Genomic DNA, 19,096 nt, shown 5'->3' with positions numbered 1-19,096 from the left:
CAAAGGAGAGATTAACTTATGAGATTTATGATAATCGTAAAAGCAACAACCGATTCAGAGGCAGGAGTCATGCCCAGTCAAGAGCTGCTCGATGCAATGCAGAAGTATAACGAGGAATTATTGAAGGCTGGTGTCCTACTTGCGGCGGATGGACTGATGCCCAGTTCAAACGCAATCCGGATTTCTTATCCTGAGCCCGGAGACAAGCCAATATTGGTGGACGGTCCGTTCACAGAGTCCAAAGAGCTAATTGCTGGGTACACGTTGATTGAGGTTAAATCAAGGGAAGAAGCCTTAGAATGGGCGCTGCGCATGCCTGATCCACATGGAAATGGGCAGGGTGAGCTTGAGCTCAGGCAGGTATTCGAAGTTGAGGAACTGATGGATAATCCTGATACGTTGGCCAAGGAATCAGATCTTCGTAAACAGATCGAGGAGCAGAAGAAAGCGTGAGTCCACATGAGACACATCGAACTATCGATGCGATATGGCGAATAGAGTCGGCAAAGCTTATTGCAGTGCTGACGCGAATGGTGAGGGATGTGGCTCTCGCGGAGGATCTGGCACAGGATGCCCTGGTAATTGCACTTGAACGCTGGCCAGACATCGGTATTCCAGACAATCCAGGCGCCTGGCTGATGACAGCGGCGAAACGCAGAGCCATTGATTTTATACGCAGGAATAAGCTGCGCGATCAGAAATATGATGAGATTGGACGAACAGCCCCACTGTATAAAGAGGATGATGTAGATCAGCTGTTGGATGGGGAGATCAGTGATGATCTCCTTCGTCTGATCTTCATGACATGCCATCCGGTGCTGTCGCAGGATGCCCGGGTAGCGCTAACGCTTCGCTTGCTGTGTGGGCTTACTACGGATGAGATTGCACACTCCTTCCTTGTAGCGGAGTCTACGGTCGCTCAGCGGATTGTTCGGGCGAAGAGAACCCTTAGCGTAGAGAAGGTCCCTTTTGAAGTACCTATAGGGGAGGAACTGAATCAACGTATGGCTGCAGTGCTTGAAGTTATCTATTTGATGTTCAATGAAGGATACTCGGCAACAACTGGGGAGCAATGGATCCGGCCCATACTTTGTCAGGAAGCGCTTAGATTGGGACGGATTCTGGCTGAAATTGCACCTTGTGAACCGGAAGTTCACGGTCTGGTTGCGCTGATGGAGATTCAAGCTTCGCGTCTGAAGGCGCGGATTAACGCCAAGGGAGAACCGATCCTTCTGATGAATCAAAATCGCGCAAAGTGGGATCATCTGCTGATTCGACGTGGTCTAGCGGCGTTGGAGCGGAGCCGGAAGCTAGGACGTCCACTAGGTCCTTACTCGCTACAGGCGGCGATATCGGCTTGTCATGCCGAAGCGCGTTCTGTTGCTGAGACGAATTGGATTCGTATCGCTGCACTTTATGAAGCGTTAGCCAGGTTAACGCCCTCGCTTATCATAGAATTGAATCGAGCGGTTGCGATATCGATGGCATTTGGGCCTGCCCTCGGATTACAGATTGTGGACGAATTGAATAAGGAACCTTCCTTACAGGAGTATCACTTGCTCCCTAGTGTTCGTGCTGATTTACTCGCTAAGCTCAGGAGATATGATGAAGCACGGTCAGAATTTGAACGCGCAGCATCGATCACCCGGAATACCCGCGAGCGCGAGCTGTTGCTTCAACAGGCAGCCGATTGTGGCTCGGGTACATATAAATTTCAAGATCTCTGCCCAGGGTTGGCGCGCTTCTAGCCGCTGCAGAGTTTTTAGCCTAACTAAGAATATTATTAAGGAGTGTATGAAGAATGAATCAGGAAGTCACTCAATTTATCGAGGAAATGAAGGAACCGTGGCATAGGGAATTTACCAGTAGGCTACGTGACGTTGTCCACCAAGCAATCCCGGATGTGCAAGAGCGTATTCAGTATAAGAAGCCTCACTTTTTGAAAAATGGGAAATATGCTGCGGCGATCTCAACCTCAAAGGAAGCGGTGAGTTTCATCATTTTTAACTGTTCAGATTTAGATTTCCCAGAAGGGATGTTCGATGGGCCACCGGAAAGAAAGACACTGAAGCTTCGTCAAGGAGATACGGTTGATTCCGAGCAGTTGGTGACACTGGTTAGTCAGGCTTCTAGCTCGCTTTAAATGATATTCGTTAGTAGGGTAAACCATAATTAGCGCATCCCTACAAGTGATTATTTTATAATAAGTGCTTATGTGCAACTATATCGATGCATTAGCCTGGCTTCAGAGGATATAGCTGCATTTATACAATTATTAGGACGGATTATCCCTGGATCGGGGCTGTAGTGAGGAAATAGTTGTATCTTCGCACTTATTTTCTGATGGTGTAGTTATTTTTAAGGAGATAAGTGTATTTTTGCAGTTATTAGCAATCACCTTGGGGCGTACATGAAAAAAACGCCCTGATGCAGGTTCATCAGAGCGTTTATAGCTAACTAACTGGGTGGACTACTTAATGCTAAATTCCTTCCAGATAGAGTCTGCGTCATTGAGCAGTTCTTTTCCACTCCAAATGATGTCGTAAATATCTCCTTCATAAGCAATGGCTCGGCCAAAGGCGAAAGAAACAAAATAGTCCTTCCAGGAATTGAAGAGTGGGCGGGCGGAGTCAGCAGCTCTTTTTATGTAGGTCCAGGCTTCTTCTTCGGTTATGTAACCCAGTATATAACTCCATCTTGCAATATTTACAGCCCGGTCAAAATCCCAGGCAGCAATGGTCTTAACCTGATCGAAATCGGATTTGGCAAACGATAGCTTCTTCATCATCACTTCTTGGGCGGATTCATAGCATGCCTGCGATTTTCCGACTTCCTCCTCTGTAAAAGTCTTCCCCGCTTGCAGCTCTGTAAGAAGCGGATCATACTGCTCGCGATGTCCTTCTGTCAGCAGCCATTCCAGGGTCTGGGCAGCCTCTTCCGAATTGCTAATATCCCAGGCTGTGGCAAGGCCTTCCTTCAAAGTCTCGGAATCCGTCTTCACGTGCAAAATCCGCGGCGACTCAGAGCGATAAAGAGCGAGATTGGCGCCGTAGGCAAGCAAGTGCTGCTTCTCCTTCGGCAGAGAGTTAGCCTGTTCCATTTCTGCGCGTGCTACTTTACCTTTTTTCTCAACCCGTTTGCTTGCTGTAATCAATCCGATAATCAGTAAAATCACAGCGACCACAATAAATCCTACAATCTTCAAACCATCACATTCCTCTCCATATTTATATTTACCTTTTTAGGGTATAAGCCCTTGTAGCTATATCGGCAGGAGATTGCATAAATTTTATATTATTTTTTATTTTTTATTTAAAATAGGAGAGGAGACAGTGGTGTATGAAAACAAGGTCAGGCGCTCATGTTATGAATGGAGGTGAGCGTCATGACTGGAAGGAACAACAAGCCGAAGAACGACGGACCTGCATCTTCTCCGGATCGACTGGATCAATTCGGTGAGCATATGTCAGAAGCTGAGGGAAATAAACCGATGAATTCAGGTAAAAAGCAGCGGAAAAGCTCCACGGAGTGAAAAAACAGACTTCAGAAAAAAGAAATGGCTGCTCTATATCAGCAGCCGTTTCTTTTTTTATTCAAGGATAGAAAAAGGATTGAACGCGAAAAAACGCTATGATATAATCAATAGCGGTATTGGCAAACAAATGAAAGGTGTATTCTAATTTATTTTCATTATAATTTTACCTCTGGGGCGCTGATTTGTCAATACCTATTTTATCCGGACTGATAAGGAGTGTGTTCAGAACAAGATGGATGCAGAGGAATGGCAGGCAGAACAAAACAGGCTGGATCTGGTTAGAGAGAAGATGCAAGCAAGAATAGACGAGATAGAACCGGAGGTTAGCGGGACACGCGAGCAGGCAGCCGAGCTTCGCAGACGCTTCTGGGAAGAAGTGACGGTGAACACAAGCTCGGACGAGGACTTTGAAGAAACTTTTTATACGATTAAGCAGCAGGCCGCGGTGTTATCCGAACGGGAGCGTCGTCATCGGCTTCTGGCGCAGCAATGGAAGAGCTTGAATCGACTGTTACCGTCGCCTTATTTTGGTCGCGTTGATTTTCTGGAGGATGGTCTGAACTCGAGTGAACAAATCTATATCGGGGTATCTTCTTTCATCGACGAGGATGGACTGAGCTTCCTGGTGTATGATTGGCGCACTCCGATCGCGAGTCTTTATTACGACCATTCCCCAGGGACAGCCTCCTACGACACGCCGGGTGGGCGGATCACGGGTACGATGAAATTGAAGCGGCAATATCAGATCCAGAATGGACAAATTCGCAATATGTTCGATGCGAGCGTAACGATCGGCGACGAGCTGCTCCAGCAAATGCTATCCAAGAGCGCAGATTCGCAAATGAAAAGTATCGTAGCCACGATCCAGAAGGAGCAGAACACCATTATCCGGGATGATCATAGTCGGCTGCTAATCGTGCAAGGTGCGGCAGGTAGCGGGAAGACCTCGGCGGCCTTGCAGCGGGTAGCGTATTTGCTGTACAAAAATCGTGATACGCTTAAGGCCGATCAGATCGTTCTTTTCTCGCCGAATCCGATTTTCAATAGCTATGTATCCTCTGTCCTTCCCGAGCTTGGGGAAGAGAATATGCAGCAGACAACGTTTCAGGAGTATCTTGAATACTGGCTAGGTTCATCCCTAAGTCTGGAAGATCCCTTCGATCAGATCGAATATGTGCTGACCGCCCAAGCAGCTCAAGAGTATGAAGCCCGGCTGCAAGGGATGAAATATAAGGCATCTGAGGCTTTCCTGATGGCGTTACAGAGCTATGCGCAATGGCTGGGACGGGAAGGGATGCTCTTCAAGAGCCTTCGGTTTCGAGATCGAGACTTAATTACCGCAGAGCGGATAAGCTCACAATTTTACAGCTATGACTCTTCCTTACGTTTGGCCAATCGTGTCGAGTTGCTGCAGAAATGGCTTCTGAAGGAGTTATCACGAATAGAACGCCAGGAACGTGAAGCGGCTTGGGTCGAGGAAGAACTGGATTACCTGGATAACGAGCAATATGCAGAGGTTTTCGCAGAGCTGCACAAGGATCGGGAAGTGTTCGATATTGCCGAGCGTTACGCCGAAGTTTACGAGAAAATAAGCCACAAGCGTCGGGAAGATGAAGGTGATTTTGATTTCGCAGAGCGGGAGAAGGAATTGCTCAGTCAATGGATCGTGAAGGAGAGCTTCAAACCACTAAGGAGAAGCGTAAGGAAATTATCATTTATCGATATCCATAGTCTATACGTCCAATTGTTTGACGGGGAAGCTGGTTACCGTGAGAAGACGAAGGAGGCAGAGATTCCGGAACTTTGGTCTGAAATCTGTCAACAGACGAGAGAAAAGCTGGAGCGGTTTGAGTTATTTTATGAGGATGCGACTCCGTACTTGTATTTAAAAGAACTGATCGAGGGGGTACGGACGAACACAGAGATTCGGCATGTCTTTGTCGATGAGGGGCAGGATTATTCGCTGTTTCAATATGAGTATCTCAAGAAGCTATTCCCTCGGGCTCGTATGACGGTCCTGGGTGATTTCGGGCAGGCGATCTTTACGCAGTCAACCAAGCTGGAGGGGGATGATTCGCTGCTGCATCGTCTTTACGGTGAGGATAAAGCAACCTTGATCCGCCTTGTGCGCAGTTATCGTTCAACACGGGAGATCGTGGAATTCACGAAATTGCTGCTTGCGGATGGGGCGGAAATTATACCTTTTGAGAGGAGCGGGCCGAAGCCCCTGCTTGCCAGGTTAGAAAGTGGAGAGAAGCGCGATATTCAGATACTGAGAGACATCGCGGCGCTTCAAGCTGAAGGCTTCGACTCGATTGCGATCATTACGAAGACTGCGGCCGAAGCCCATGAAGCTTATAGATCATTACTGGTGCTAGGAGGTGAGGTGTTACAGCTCATTACGAAAGAGACGATAACCTTTCAAAAAGGGGTCATGATAGTCCCTGTATATCTCGCCAAAGGGATTGAGTTCGATGCGGTGCTAATTTATGATGCTTCACCTCAGACATACAGCCGGGAAAACGAACGCAAGCTGCTATACACCGCCTGTACGCGGGCTATGCATCGGCTTCATCTCTATACGACAGGCGAATGGTCGCCGTTCGTGCAGGCATTACCGGTAGAGTTATATGATCAATGAACAAAAAACTGGAAACGGAGTATTGTAACCCTAGACCCCTTACAATCGTATATCTAACAAGGGAGTTATCCAGGATAACTCCCTTAAAATTTGCAAGTCATCTACAGCCATTGTAAAATGATCGGAATATGCATTTATTTGTAGACAAAGAAAAAATGCAGATCTATAAAGAAGAGGAGAGAATCTATGTTTACATGGAGCAATATTTGGCGGGGAATGATGATCGGGACAGCAGATCTGATTCCTGGTGTTAGTGGAGGTACCATTGCAGTCATTCTAGGATTCTATGATCGATTAATTCAAGCGATTAGCGGATTTTTCAGCAAGGAATGGAAGAAGCATCTTGGGTTTCTTATTCCGCTTGGTATCGGTGTTGTATCGGCTTTGCTCATTCTAAGTCGAGTGATGAAATGGCTACTCGCTAACCATGAACAGCCGACATATTTCTTTTTTATTGGACTTGTCTTAGGGATTATCCCTTATCTCTACAAAAGTGCAGATGTAAAGCAGAACTTTAGAACGATTCATTACATATTGTTTATTCTTGCAGCGATTGCGATCGCGCTAACAGGCTTATTAGTACCCGCTGATGCGCACAATCATGCTACCATCGATCTTACTTTTATGTATGGGGTAGGCTTATTCGGAGCAGGGGCGCTTGCCAGCATGGCGATGCTCCTTCCAGGGATAAGCGGTTCCTTTGTCCTTCTACTGATTGGCGTGTACCCAATAGCGATAGAAGCTCTATCAACATTTAATCTGCCACTCATCGCAATTATCGGCAGCGGCGTTCTCTTTGGATTCATTCTAAGCAGTAAGCTCATTAAATATTTACTAGCCACTCATCCTAATATTATGTACGCTATCATTATTGGTACGGTTATAGGTTCCTTATATGTCATCTTTCCGGGAATACCAACCGAGATCGGTACAATTGTAATCAGCCTATTAGCCATGGGGCTTGGTTTATTCTGCTCTCTAAAGTTAGGTAATAAATAATAATAGAAGGTTCATTTGATATAAAAGAGTTAATACAAGGCGACTTCGACTTGGCCGAGCAGGAGAAGGAATTGCCTAGCTGGAGGATTGTGTAGCAGAGCTTCAAACCGTTAAGGACAGTGAGTAAAAAACTAGGGCAGTCACCTAAGTCTACTTTCCGACTGGGGGCCGCCCCTTTTTCATTTTCATGAGATTTTAAGTGTTAGCGAGTCTTTATTTCCTACGTCTGTCTTTCCATCTCCGATAGCTCAGAAATAGAATGGGAAACAAAGTACAAATTATAATAAACCATAATGGGAAATGCGGCATTTAAGGGTCTCCTTTCATAGACCTACACTAAATCTTTATGATTGTAGATTTTTACGGAAATATAAATGGATAGTAACAAAAAAATTAAGCTTGAAAACAGAGCGATTAAAGAAAACATCACGCTTGGAACCAACGATGTCATATCTATACCATCATTAAATTGGATAATTTGAGGAAGTAAAAATGGGGTAACCATGATAATTATAATGAAAAAGAATCTTGTCTTTTCATAACCCAATTTATATTGTATTGGTAAGTAAATGCCTATAACAAGTGAAATACTCAGAAAAGTTATCGATATCATTTCAAGGCTAAATCTACCTAAATCCGGAAAGAAAAAAGAATCGATCAGATAAGTTAGGCAGCAAACAAGGAATATAAACATACAAAACCCGTATTTTGACGCAACGATCGTACTTCTACGGTAAGGGGTCGCACACAGCAAAGATGTTGCTTTAGGGTATTGGTACTCTTTCATTGAAACAAACTGCAAGAGCATAAATATAGAAAATATTTCTGAGATAAAAAAGCTCACGGAACCCGGTAACTCTGGAGTAACTGTTAATACAAATAGCGGTATTAAAATAGATACAAGTAACATTAAAAAAGCATATTTTTTAACAATTAAAAAGTCTTTCTTTATTAAATGAAATAACATTACTCTTTACCTCCATTAATATTTGCTAGCATAATATCTTCAATCGTGGATTTTTCAATAACAATATTCGGCATACAATTCTGTACCTCTAAAGTATGATTAGTAATTCCTGTAAATCCAAACTGTGTTTCAGTAAGGCTCAAAAATAGCTTTCGCGTGTCTTCATTAAGTGCCTTTGTATCTCCCTTTACTATTCTAAAGCTGTCCAATAGAGCATCCTTTACTTCCTGAAAAACAATTTTCCCGTTGTTGATCATGATTATCGTATCGGCAATTTTATCAAGATCGGAGGTAATATGCGTTGAGAAAAGCACTCCCTTGCCACCCTCATTCATATAATCAGTCAGAATATCAAGTAATTGGCTACGGATCAGTGGGTCAAGTCCACTGGTTGGCTCGTCCATGATAAGAAGTTCTGCTTTATGAGAAAGGGCGAGTGCAAGAGCAAATTTAATACGCATCCCTTTTGACAGCGTACTGATTTTTTGTTTAGGATTAAGCGAGAATCGACTCAGGTAGTTCATGTAATCCTGTTCACTCCATGAGGTATAGGCCGGGGCTATAATATTTTTCATTTCAGACATTGTAAGTTCATCATAGAAGCAGCCATCATCAAGCACTATACCAATGCGGTTTTTAAGCTCGTGCTCATGGCGTTCCATTTCAAGTCCGAAAAGTTTTATACTTCCGGAAGTCTTTTTGGTCAAACCCAAAATAGAACGAAGTGTCGTGGTTTTACCCGCACCATTTACTCCTATGTACCCAGCGATACAGCCCTCTGGTATTGTAAAGTTAACGTCACTGAGTGAAAAATCCTTGTACGACTTATTCAGGCCGGATACTTCTAAAATATTTTTCATCCTAAATCCTCCTCATACAAAATATCCATCATTGCCCTTAAATCCTCTTTGCTGATATTCAGCGATTTTGCGGTCTTGATCATGTCCTGCATCTTCTGTTCGACAAGGCGGCGCTTTGAGTCTTTAAGCAATTCAAGATTACCTGAAGTAACAAATGTACCTTTACCAACTTGGCTTGTGGCAAATCCTTCTTGCTCCAATTCCTCATAAACCCGTCGGATAGTTAAAACACTTACTTTTAAATCATTAGCAAAGCTTCTGATAGAGGGTAATGCCTCACCATCAACCAATTCCTCCATAAGAATGGCATCCTTTATCTGATCTTTGATTTGTTGATATAGAGGGCTATCAGAAGTATTAGAAATTAAAATCTTCATAAGATACACTTCTCCTAGTGGTGTGATGTATATACATTCACACTATACACTATATACACTATGCAGTCAATTTATTGTTGAATTAATTCACAAATCATATTAACAGCAATAGACTTGGCCATAGGCGGCCAAGTCTATTTTTACTGGTTATGAAGGTTTATAAGCTGCTAAACACAATATTACGCAGCTTGCGCGTAATCGTCATTGTGCCGGCGTCTTTTTTCTGGACCATAAATAGGATCGTCAGGCCGTCAAGCGGGCTGTTGCAGAAGTATGCCCCAAGCCAGCCGTCCCAGCCATATTCGCCCGGGCTGCTGATCAATCCGGCTGTTTCCGGGGCGGTCATGACCCGCATTTGGTTGCCATAGCTATAGCCGCGGAAGGTATGCCACGGATCGAAGCCTTTTTGCTGCCATTCGGTCAGAGAAGCTGAGGTTAAATATTGAACGGTTCTAGGTCTCAACAGTTGAACGCCGTTGTAGCTTCCCTGATTCAACAGCATCGTCGTAAATTTGGCGGCATCGTCAATCGTGGAAGCAAGACCTGCTCCGCCAGACTCAAATGCTGGCTCTTGATCCATCTGATGGCGGATGCCCAGATGACTTTCCGCATACAGATTCAAGCCTCCTGCACCATCATCCTGATAGGTCTTCACAAGGCGATTTCTTTTTTCTTCAGGCAGCCAGAAGCCGGTATCTTTCATTTCCAATGGCTCAAATATTTCTTTGTGCAGAAATTCTCCGTACCGTATACCGCTGACTGTCTCCACGATCGCGCCGAGGATATCCGCCGATGTTCCATATTGCCAGCCTGCTCCCGGCTCGAACGAGAGGGGGCCTTGGCCCAGTTGGTTCGCGAATTCCAGGGTACTCATGGGGTTCTCGCCGAATAAACGGCGGTCCATCTCTTGGAATAGGGCCTCTGTATACTGTCCGGCTTGATCGGTTCCTCCGTATACCAATCCCGATGTCATGTTCAGCAAATCGTGAATGGTGACATCGCGGCTGGCCGGTACCAATTCACCATTTTTCTCGACCCGCTGGTTTTTGAAGCCTGGAATATAGCGGCTTACAGGATCATATAAATCGATTTCCCCGCGTTCCAGCAGCATCATGACAGCGGTAGCGGTCATCGGCTTTGTCATCGAATATAAGCGGAAGATCGAATCCCTGGCAATAGGGCGCCTTGATTCGAGGTCGGCCAAGCCATCTTCATGATAAAAAATCTCGTTCCCGTCCTGGATCACCATAAAATTCGCACCGGCGATTTCCTGGTTTTCGATGCTTGCTCGCAGCGTTTTTTTCAGTTGATCGGTTATTATTGGTTCCAGCATAAGCATATTAGTTATGACTCCTTCATGATTATGTTCTATATAAGATATTAAGCGCTTTCGGGACTGTTGTATAGAAGGATTTGTATCTTAACTCATTTGTCTAGCTTTCGAAAACATGCTAGCATCCAATTATACTCATACGGGCAATCTCAAAAAGTCTGAAAGTATGAGCAACAAGTAAAACATGGTGGGGTAGTTATATGTCTAGAACCATATTGATTGTAGAAGATGAGCCTATTTTACGGGAAATTATGAAGGATTATTTGCTGGAGGAAGGATACCAAGTGCTTGAGGCAGGCGATGGGAAAAATGCCTTAGCGTTATTTGAAGAACATGAGGTAGATCTGATCATTCTCGATATTATGCTGCCGGAATTGGACGGCTGGTCGGTATGCAGAAGAATCCGAAAAACATCGAATGTGCCGATTATCATGCTGACGGCCCGCTCGGACGAAGACGATACATTGCTGGGTTTTGAACTCGGGGCTGACGACTATGTAACCAAACCGTACAGTCCCCCGATCCTGCTAGCCCGGGCCAAACGGCTACTGGAAACAAGGCAGATTCGAGAGCAAGAGGAAAATACATTGTCTAGCAGCGGGATTATCATCCATTTTCCATCCCGGACGGTTTCAGCTAACGGAGAAAACTGCTGTTTGACGCATACGGAGTTTGAAATTTTGGCTTATTTGCTGAAAAATAAAGGAATTATTATAACCAGAGAACAGCTGATCACAAAAATATGGGGATATGATTTCATCGGCGACGATCGCACGGTCAACAGCCATATCCGTAATCTGCGTGCCAAGCTGGGAGAGCAGGCCAAGCATATTGTCACGGTGGTCCGCTCCGGTTATAAGTTTGAGGAGAAGGTATGAAAAGAGGCATTGTGTTTAAGTTGTTCCTGTTAACGACGGGATTATGCCTGTTCATTCTTGCTGTGATTTTCGCCTTGCAGACGGTGTTCTTCAAACAGTTCTATGTTCATCAAAAAGTGAAGGACGTGAACGCAGCGCTGCAGTCTTATGAACAAGACTATCTGAAACATTCTACGGATAGGCCGGAGACGGCAAGGCTGGAGCAAGATTTTTATCAAAAGCATAACACCTGGATCACGGCTTTGGATGCTCGCGGTAATTTAAAGGAGAGCGCCGATTTCAGTATGGAGATTAAGCTGGAACACTCAGATGAGGCTATGTTTTCCAATAAAACAATGACCATCCCTCTATATAGTTTCATTAACGTAGAGCAATTCAGCAACGATAATCCGTTCCTCACTCCCTGGATCGAAGAAGGGGGAGGGATTGCTATGGAAGGCTTGATCATGGATGGCCAGCCGGTGATCCAGCGGATGGGGAAGAGAGAGTCTAATCTAAGAGACGAAACCCATCTGGAAAATCGGCAGATGGTGAACAAAGAATACGAGGTCGTTACTCGGCATGAGAAATATGAGAACCCGAACCAATATTTTGAGGAATATCCCCCGTTTTTGGTCAAAGGAACCATTACAAAGGTTCGAATACCGGAAGGGGCAGGAGTCTCTCGTTACACCAATCATTTGCTGATGGATCGGATCAAGGCTTTCCAGGCGGATCTATTGTATGGCGACTTGCAGGATAACACGAATGCCAATCAGATCCTGGATTATGAAGAAAACCATGTGAATTACAAAATTTTTGTGAATCGCATTCAAGATCGTGACGGAAATCCCGAATACCTGTTTGCAATGACGTCACTCCAGCCGGTTAATGAAGCCGCAGGGATGATCAAAGAGTACTATGTCTATATCATTATTGCTACTTTGTTTCTCGTGATGCTGGCATCGTTCTACTATTCCCGTAAGATTGCACGGCCGCTGCTGCGCATCAATCGTACCACCCGGCAAATGGCAGGCCTTGATTTTTCGGAGAAAATCCCGATCACTACGAGGGATGAAATCGGAGATTTGTCGCGCAACATCAACGAGCTCTCCGACCGTTTGCACACCCATATTCTTCGGCTGGAGCAGGACATCGAGAAGGAAAAGCAGCTTGAGCATACGCGAAAAGAATTTATATCCGGCGTATCTCATGAGCTGAAGACTCCGTTGAGCGTCATTCAGAGCTGTCTGGCGATTTTGCAGGACGGGGTGGCAAGCCATAAACGGGATTATTATTTCAAGGCGATGGAGGACGAGGTTCACCGAATGGATCTGCTGATCGCGGATATGCTGGAATTGGCCAAATATGAATCTGGAACGTATACGTTGGATAAGGATTCCTTTTATATCGACGACGTTATCGAGCGGATATGCGCCAAATTGACTGTGGAGATCAAGGCAAAGCGATTACAGCTGGAAACGACACTGAAGCCTGTTGAGGTGGTGGCGAATGAGCGGCGGATTGAGCAGGTCATCGTCAATTTCCTCAGCAACGCGATTCGTTATACACCGGAGCAGGAGTCCATTCTCGTCACTCTGCAGGAAAGTCAGGACACCGTTAAAATTTGCATCGAAAATAAAGGAACTCACATTCCAGACGAACAACTGGAGAAGATCTGGGACCGATTTTATCGCGGCGAGCCTTCCCGCCAGCGGTCGACCGGAGGCACCGGCTTAGGCCTGGCTATTTCCAGCAAAATTCTGGAGATGCATGGCGTTCCCTATGGCGCAACCAATACACCCGATGGGGTTATGTTTTATTTCTATTTGCATAAAAAAGCGTAGAACTTCGGTTCTGCGTTTTTTTGCGCCTTTTTTAAATGAATTTGACATGATCTGCACTTTATCTTGATCTGAGACGAATACACTCTTTTCAGAAAGAAAGAAATGAATGAAGGAGAGAACCAAACGATGAAAAAAATTATTACAACGAAAAAAATCGCTACAACATTACTGATCGGCAGCTGTGTGCTCGCTTTGGCAGCCTGTGGAGATAAATCCGCAAACCTGAATCCGCAGCAACCAGCATCACTTGCTCAAGGGCAGACAGCAGATTCAAAAGGATTAACCGAGTCTCCGTACCAATCTATCTTTCAAGATAGCCTATTTGTAGGAGATTCCATCATGGAGGGATTATCCTTCCATGATGTTCTCAAAGAGAAGAATGTGCTGGCGGGGGCAGGCAAGACGGCGGAGTTTGCCTTAGAGGATATCGACGAGCTGGCCGGGCGGAACCCGAAGCAAATCTTTATTCAATTGGGATCGGACGATATTCTGTGGCCTACGGATAACCCTGAAGAATATTCGCTGCAGAACTATACGAAACTGATCGGTGCGTTCAAGGAAAAACTTCCTCAGGCCCAAATTACGATTCTATCGGTAACCCCGGTAACGGCCGAAGCGGAAAAGCAGGAACCCAGATATAAAAATATCAGCGACTACAATCAAGGCTTAAAAGAGCTAGCGGAGCAGGAGAATGTTGGATTTGTGGATTTGTCCCCGATATTTTCAGACGGCTCAGATGATCTGTACGACTCGGATGGCATTCATTTCAAACCGAAGTATTATAACAAATTGCTAGATTTGCTGAAAGATCAAGTGAAATAGCATGGGACGGGGTCTATCTGTTTGGAGGTGGGAATATTGGTCTTTAGCAGTCTGATCTTTCTGTTCCTCTTCCTGCCGGTCACCGTTCTGATCTATTATGTATCGCCAAGGAAGCTTCGCAATGCCGTCCTGCTAATTGCTAGTCTGATCTTTTATGCATGGGGCGAGCCACTGTACATTCTGATTATGATATTTTCAACCGTGTTCGATTATGTCAACGGGCTGCTGATCGATAAGTATAGATATCGGAAGCCTATTGCCAGAGCGGTCTTTATCGGTTCGATGGTCGGCAGTCTAGGTATTCTCGGGTTCTTCAAATATGCCGGCTTTGTGGTGGATAATCTCAATCAGTTGCTTCATCTAAACCTTCATGCGGCCGATTTGCCGCTGCCTGTGGGTATATCTTTTTACACCTTTCAGACGATGTCTTATGTGATTGATGTTTATTTGGATAAAGTACCGGTGCAGAGGAATTTTGTTTCATTCGGAGCCTATGTGACGATGTTTCCGCAGCTTGTGGCCGGTCCTATTGTCAAATATGGTGATATCGCCAGACAGCTCGATTCCCGCAAGGTGACTCTGGATCGGTTTGGCGAAGGGGCGGAGCTGTTTATCCGAGGTCTTGCCAAAAAAGTGCTGCTAGCCAACAACATCGGATGGTTGTGGACAAGCGTCAAAGCGACCCCGCTCGAGCAATTGAGTGTACTATCCGCTTGGCTTGGTATTATCGCGTTCACGCTGCAAATCTATTTTGATTTCAGTGGGTATTCCGATATGGCCCGCGGGCTGGGCAAAATGTTCGGCTTCGATTTTATGGAAAACTTTCGCTACCCTTACATCTCCAAAAGTGTGACTGAGTTTTGGCGCAGATGGCATATTTCACTCGGCATGTGGTTTCGCGAGTACGTGTATATCCCGCTTGGCGGCAACAGGTCAGGGCTGAGGAAGCAGCTCCGCAATTTATTGATTGTCTGGTTTTTGACCGGATTATGGCATGGTGCTAGCTGGAATTTTATCGTATGGGGCTTGTATTTCGGTTTCTTCGTGATGGTTGAGAAGCTGCTGCTTCTAAGATGGCTGGAGCGTAGACCTGCTTATGTCGCTCATATCTATACGCTGCTGGTTTTGATCTTTGGCTGGGTGTTGTTTGAAATGGATACCCTGGCTTCCGCTGGACGATTCTTCAGTGTGATGCTCGGGATCGGCGGGCAGGGCTTAGTGGATCAGCAGGCGCTCTATGCTTTATCTACGAATGCTATATTACTGGTCGTATTGGCCTTCTGTGCCACTCCGTTTCCTGCGAAGCTTCTATCCTATGTGCGAGAAAAGTGGAGGATCGCCGGTATGATTACCGTGCCGTTTCTCTACATTTTATTCATGACTTTGTCGACCGCTTATCTGGTCAATGCCACCTACAATCCGTTTTTATACTTTCGATTTTAAGGAGGGACGGCGATGGACAGTAATCTCAAGACCACTCGAAAAATGCTGGCTTTGACGTTGCTGCTGTTTATAGGATGGGTCAGCATTCTCAATTTTGCCGCACCGGATCGGACATTTTCGGAATCGGAGAACCGGATGCTGGAGCGGCAGCCCCCTCTCTCGCTGAAAGCTCTGGTGTCGGGGACGTTCACTTCGGATTTCGAGAAATACTTGTCCGACCAATTCGTCTATAGGGACGTATGGATCGGGGTGAAAACCGAGACGGACCGCATCATGGGGAAAAAGGAGAGCAACGGAGTTTACCTCGGCAAAGACGGGGTTCTGATTCAGAATTTTGTCCCCCCGGCAGAAGAGGATTTACAGGAGAAGCTGGATGCCATTCATGCGTTTGACCAGGCTACGCCCGGCTTGCATAAATATGTGATGCTGGTGCCAACGGCAGCGAGTTTGTATAAAGATAAGCTCCCGAAATACGCCATGGTCGGCGATGAAGAAGCGTACCTGAGTAAAGTCCGACGCATGCTGCCCTCTAATATTCAGTTTGTGGATGTGTTTCCCGCTTTGTATGCGGGACGGGAGCAGCCTATTTTTTATAAAACCGATCATCATTGGACGACCCGGGGCGCTTATGTCGCTTACCTGGAGCTTTGCAAGCAAATGGGGCTGACGCCTCAGAGTAAGGAGAACTTTGATATTCGGCAAGTGACTGGTGAGTTTTACGGTTCGCTATATTCCAAGAGCGGGTTCAGACATTTGCAGCCTGACCGGATTGAACTGTATCTGCCGAAAGAGCCGGAGAGCTATACTGTAACCTATGTTGATGAAAAGGAATCCGCGGATACGTTATATGCGATGGAACAGCTTCAAAAGAAGGATAAATATGCGGTGTTTCTAAACGGGAACTATGCGCTGATCCATATCGAAACGGCTCACCCGGACGGAAAAAAGCTGCTTGTGGTCAAAGACTCGTACGCCAATAGTTTCATTCCCTTCTTATTGAAGCATTTCAGTGAAATTGATGTGGTAGACCTACGCTACTATGAGGGAGACTTGGCAGCATTCGTGAACGAACATGAGATCGATGATATGCTGCTGCTTTATAATGCGAACACGTTTTTTGAAGATCCATCTATCAAAAATTTATCGGAGTGATTTGTATGAGAGGACAATGGAAGGGGAGAAGAGGGCTTTTCCCTATAGTTATGAGCTTGATCTTCACATTTAGCGTTCTGACTGGATGCTCGGGTAAGGATAACAAGACAATGGAACAGCTCTCGGCTGCTCAAATTGGACAAAGAATCGAGCAGGCAGTGAATCTGGAGAACATGAAAGCGGGAGACCAGAATAAGCTGTATAAGTTGTATAAAATAGAGGCGGACAGTGTAGAAGATTTTATCCTTTACACATCTACATCGAATGTGAGAGCGGATGAATTAGCCGTTATCAAGCTCAAGGATTCCAGTCAGGTGGAGAACGCCAAAGCCAAGCTGGAGCAACGAATCGATGCGCAAAAACTAAAATTCAAGGATTATCGCCCAGATGAATACTTTTTGGTAGAACATCATGTGTTAAAGACGAAGGGACCCTTTATCTTCTTCGCAGTTTCCAAAGAAGCCGCTCAAATGGAGCGTGCGTTTGATGGTGCGTTTTAATAGCTGAAATGAATTTACATGATTGAAGCCCACTCTGTGGGCTATGCGATACAGAGAATGAAATGCGAGGGTTGTGAGATCCCTTCAAGAGAAGGGACCTTTCGAAACCTGTCCAATGATTGTTCTCTGAGATGACAAAAATCGATCCATAAATTCCTATGCGTTACATTTTGATTATCATTTTGGGCCTCAATCCGCTTATTATGTTAGTTTGGGAGCAAATCTGAATCAATCCAGACTATATTTAGGTGTTTACGGCTCTACAAAGGTCGCTGATTCTCACCAAGGCACTGTTTTTGAAATTATTCCATAAAAAAGGGGCTGATTAGCCCCCCGCTATTGAAGCCGATAAAGATATGCAGCAGAAAAAGTGTTGCTGCCATCAACTAAAAACATGAAAATGAACGAATTTCTCTTAAACTAATCCCGGAGATTAACCAAAACCAACCGGTCCACCTAAAACCTACGACAGAAACCCTTCCAACAAAAGTTGGATAATACCAGAAGCGATTCCCATTATTAAGCCAAATAAAAGTGTTTCTATACAAGCAACGAGAAATGGCTCGGGGGTCAACTGCAAAAGCAGATATCGTAGGTTCAAAAGCTGGAGGAGGGAGAGTTGGTCCTTGTTGTCCAATTGTTCCAGGTGGTGGTCCAGTCGGGGGTCCGAATGGTGGACCAATTGGCGGTATAAACGTCATTCAGGTTCACTCCTTATTAAAAGTGGGCTAATGTAATGTATGCGGGAATGAATTTCTCGGATTGGGCCAATGCCTATTTTGGAATAAGCAGCGTGTATGATATGGAGAATAAATTACTTGGTTTAAGATTATCACAAGATGGCAAGACGATAAGTGGTATTAAGGAAAACCTAGAAGGGATGTTAGTGTATAAGGCAAATTATAAGTACCATGGACGAGATAAAAAAATAACGGCGAGACTTTCATCTTTCGTTTGTGGATAGCCATAGTACATATATCTATTCATTTGGTGAACTCCTTTTTACACAAATTTGAATACATATCTATAACATATGACAACTGCCTATATGGGGTTCATCATTCGATCTTTGCATCGTAATCTATGTCGTCTTGATCATACTGGGCATTACTATGAAGAAAACTAAGTTCTCTTAATTTTTTTGATTTGGAGGTAGATTAACTGAACCATTTCTAAACTTCGGACCAATATAGATTATCAAGGCTAGAAATTTAGAAGGGGGTTCTAAATTGAAAAAACTCATTTTTATCTTTTGCATTTCGTTGCTTCTCGTCTCCTGCAGCAGCAAGGGATCACCACTTGACTATATGGAGAGCGTGCAAAGCACGAATCTAAGTGCTGAGAGCGGTGGTCTAGAGGTTCTAAACGCTTCGGAGCAAGAGGTTATAAAGCAGCGGGGAGAGCCACTGGATCGAGGAGAAATTCAAGCGAAGAACGATCAGAAGGATAGAGAAGTCATATTAGAGTATGACAACTATCAGTACATTTTAGCAGAGGGACAGGTTGTGTCCTATTCTTTAAAGCCAGGCCAAGAGACCGCTAAACAATTGAAGATAGGGGATGATGAAGCACGTATTACTGAACTGTATGGGGAAAATTATTATACGCGCAAGCAGGATAAACAGAGCATTAAGGGGTATCTAGATAAAGAAAATAAGAGAGTGATTGAATTCATCGTGGATCAGAATAAGGTGGCTATGGTTATCGTATCGGAACTATCCTGGTTCAACAAATGAGGAGTATTATTGGCTTACTTATGTTAA

The 19,096-nt window shown here is 44.9% G+C and carries 18 protein-coding genes; 13 read left to right on the top strand and 5 right to left on the bottom strand.

What is annotated here, in order from left to right:
- Window positions 1-18 precede the first annotated feature (18 nt).
- Genes BFJ94_RS06305 through BFJ94_RS06295 form a run of 3 tightly spaced genes read left to right on the top strand, consistent with a single transcriptional unit; the run spans window position 19 to window position 2,143 of the window.
- Complete coding sequence (locus BFJ94_RS06305; protein WP_120461895.1) at window positions 19-453, top strand: YciI family protein; 435 nt, start codon at window positions 19-21, stop codon at window positions 451-453.
- The gene (locus tag BFJ94_RS06300) at window positions 450-1,748 is read left to right on the top strand and encodes an RNA polymerase sigma factor (protein ID WP_120461894.1); all 1,299 of its coding nucleotides are present in this window, start codon (window positions 450-452) and stop codon (window positions 1,746-1,748) included. Before BFJ94_RS06305 ends, BFJ94_RS06300 begins: the two co-directional genes overlap by 4 nt.
- Window positions 1,749-1,801: 53 nt before the next feature.
- Complete coding sequence (locus tag BFJ94_RS06295) at window positions 1,802-2,143, top strand: DUF1801 domain-containing protein (protein ID WP_120461893.1); 342 nt, start codon at window positions 1,802-1,804, stop codon at window positions 2,141-2,143.
- A 327-nt stretch (window positions 2,144-2,470) separates the two neighbouring features.
- Here BFJ94_RS06295 and BFJ94_RS06290 read toward each other — a convergent pair whose 3' ends face one another.
- Window positions 2,471-3,205: a DUF1266 domain-containing protein gene (locus tag BFJ94_RS06290; RefSeq protein ID WP_120461892.1), complete on the bottom strand. Its 735-nt coding sequence runs from the start codon at window positions 3,203-3,205 to the stop codon at window positions 2,471-2,473.
- 180 nt (window positions 3,206-3,385) lie between these two features.
- On the opposite strand from BFJ94_RS06290, the gene BFJ94_RS25330 reads away from it, so the two are divergent.
- The 3 genes from BFJ94_RS25330 to BFJ94_RS06280 all read left to right on the top strand — a co-directional run bounded on the left by BFJ94_RS25330 (window position 3,386) and on the right by BFJ94_RS06280 (window position 7,175).
- A complete protein-coding gene (locus BFJ94_RS25330) occupies window positions 3,386-3,532 on the top strand; it encodes a hypothetical protein (RefSeq protein ID WP_162944205.1) in 147 nt (48 codons plus the stop codon).
- 235 nt (window positions 3,533-3,767) lie between these two features.
- Complete coding sequence (helD, locus tag BFJ94_RS06285; protein WP_120461891.1) at window positions 3,768-6,176, top strand: RNA polymerase recycling motor HelD; 2,409 nt, start codon at window positions 3,768-3,770, stop codon at window positions 6,174-6,176.
- A gap of 186 nt (window positions 6,177-6,362) precedes the next feature.
- Window positions 6,363-7,175 carry a DUF368 domain-containing protein gene (locus BFJ94_RS06280; protein WP_120461890.1) on the top strand — a complete coding sequence of 271 codons (813 nt, stop codon included), beginning with the start codon at window positions 6,363-6,365 and terminating at the stop codon, window positions 7,173-7,175.
- Window positions 7,176-7,506: 331 nt separating this feature from the next.
- Here BFJ94_RS06280 and BFJ94_RS06275 read toward each other — a convergent pair whose 3' ends face one another.
- The 4 genes from BFJ94_RS06275 to BFJ94_RS06260 form a co-directional block, all read right to left on the bottom strand.
- Window positions 7,507-8,142 (bottom strand): ABC-2 transporter permease, encoded by a 636-nt coding sequence (locus BFJ94_RS06275; protein WP_120461889.1) that lies wholly within the window; start codon window positions 8,140-8,142, stop codon window positions 7,507-7,509.
- Window positions 8,142-9,002 (bottom strand): ABC transporter ATP-binding protein, encoded by an 861-nt coding sequence (locus BFJ94_RS06270; protein ID WP_120461888.1) that lies wholly within the window; start codon window positions 9,000-9,002, stop codon window positions 8,142-8,144. The genes BFJ94_RS06275 and BFJ94_RS06270 overlap by 1 nt, the downstream gene beginning before the upstream one ends.
- Window positions 8,999-9,379 (bottom strand): GntR family transcriptional regulator, encoded by a 381-nt coding sequence (locus BFJ94_RS06265; protein WP_120461887.1) that lies wholly within the window; start codon window positions 9,377-9,379, stop codon window positions 8,999-9,001. Before BFJ94_RS06265 ends, BFJ94_RS06270 begins: the two co-directional genes overlap by 4 nt.
- A gap of 157 nt (window positions 9,380-9,536) precedes the next feature.
- On the bottom strand, window positions 9,537-10,718 hold the full coding sequence (locus BFJ94_RS06260; protein WP_229717025.1) for a serine hydrolase domain-containing protein: 1,182 nt from the start codon (window positions 10,716-10,718) through the stop codon (window positions 9,537-9,539).
- A gap of 194 nt (window positions 10,719-10,912) precedes the next feature.
- Here BFJ94_RS06260 and BFJ94_RS06255 point away from each other — a divergent pair, with 194 nt between their 5' ends.
- The 7 genes from BFJ94_RS06255 to BFJ94_RS06215 all read left to right on the top strand — a co-directional run bounded on the left by BFJ94_RS06255 (window position 10,913) and on the right by BFJ94_RS06215 (window position 19,069).
- Window positions 10,913-11,590 carry a response regulator transcription factor gene (locus tag BFJ94_RS06255; protein WP_120461886.1) on the top strand — a complete coding sequence of 226 codons (678 nt, stop codon included), beginning with the start codon at window positions 10,913-10,915 and terminating at the stop codon, window positions 11,588-11,590.
- Window positions 11,587-13,416, top strand: coding sequence for a sensor histidine kinase (locus tag BFJ94_RS06250; RefSeq protein WP_120461885.1), 1,830 nt, complete (start codon window positions 11,587-11,589; stop codon window positions 13,414-13,416). Before BFJ94_RS06255 ends, BFJ94_RS06250 begins: the two co-directional genes overlap by 4 nt.
- A 126-nt stretch (window positions 13,417-13,542) precedes the next feature.
- On the top strand, window positions 13,543-14,238 hold the full coding sequence (locus BFJ94_RS06245) for a GDSL-type esterase/lipase family protein (protein ID WP_120461884.1): 696 nt from the start codon (window positions 13,543-13,545) through the stop codon (window positions 14,236-14,238).
- 36 nt (window positions 14,239-14,274) lie between these two features.
- The gene (locus BFJ94_RS06240; protein ID WP_120461883.1) at window positions 14,275-15,681 is read left to right on the top strand and encodes an MBOAT family O-acyltransferase; all 1,407 of its coding nucleotides are present in this window, start codon (window positions 14,275-14,277) and stop codon (window positions 15,679-15,681) included.
- Between the two features lie 12 nt (window positions 15,682-15,693).
- Complete coding sequence (locus BFJ94_RS06235) at window positions 15,694-16,833, top strand: DHHW family protein (protein ID WP_120461882.1); 1,140 nt, start codon at window positions 15,694-15,696, stop codon at window positions 16,831-16,833.
- A gap of 5 nt (window positions 16,834-16,838) precedes the next feature.
- Window positions 16,839-17,333: a DUF4358 domain-containing protein gene (locus BFJ94_RS06230; protein ID WP_120461881.1), complete on the top strand. Its 495-nt coding sequence runs from the start codon at window positions 16,839-16,841 to the stop codon at window positions 17,331-17,333.
- 1,229 nt (window positions 17,334-18,562) lie between these two features.
- Window positions 18,563-19,069 carry a putative periplasmic lipoprotein gene (locus BFJ94_RS06215; protein ID WP_120461878.1) on the top strand — a complete coding sequence of 169 codons (507 nt, stop codon included), beginning with the start codon at window positions 18,563-18,565 and terminating at the stop codon, window positions 19,067-19,069.
- Window positions 19,070-19,096: the final 27 nt, after the last annotated feature.

The sequence above is a fragment of the Paenibacillus aceti genome (genome assembly GCF_003614185.1).
Classification (GTDB): Bacteria; Bacillota; Bacilli; order Paenibacillales; family Paenibacillaceae; genus Fontibacillus; species Fontibacillus aceti.
This window is presented reverse-complemented; position numbering and strand designations above follow the sequence as displayed.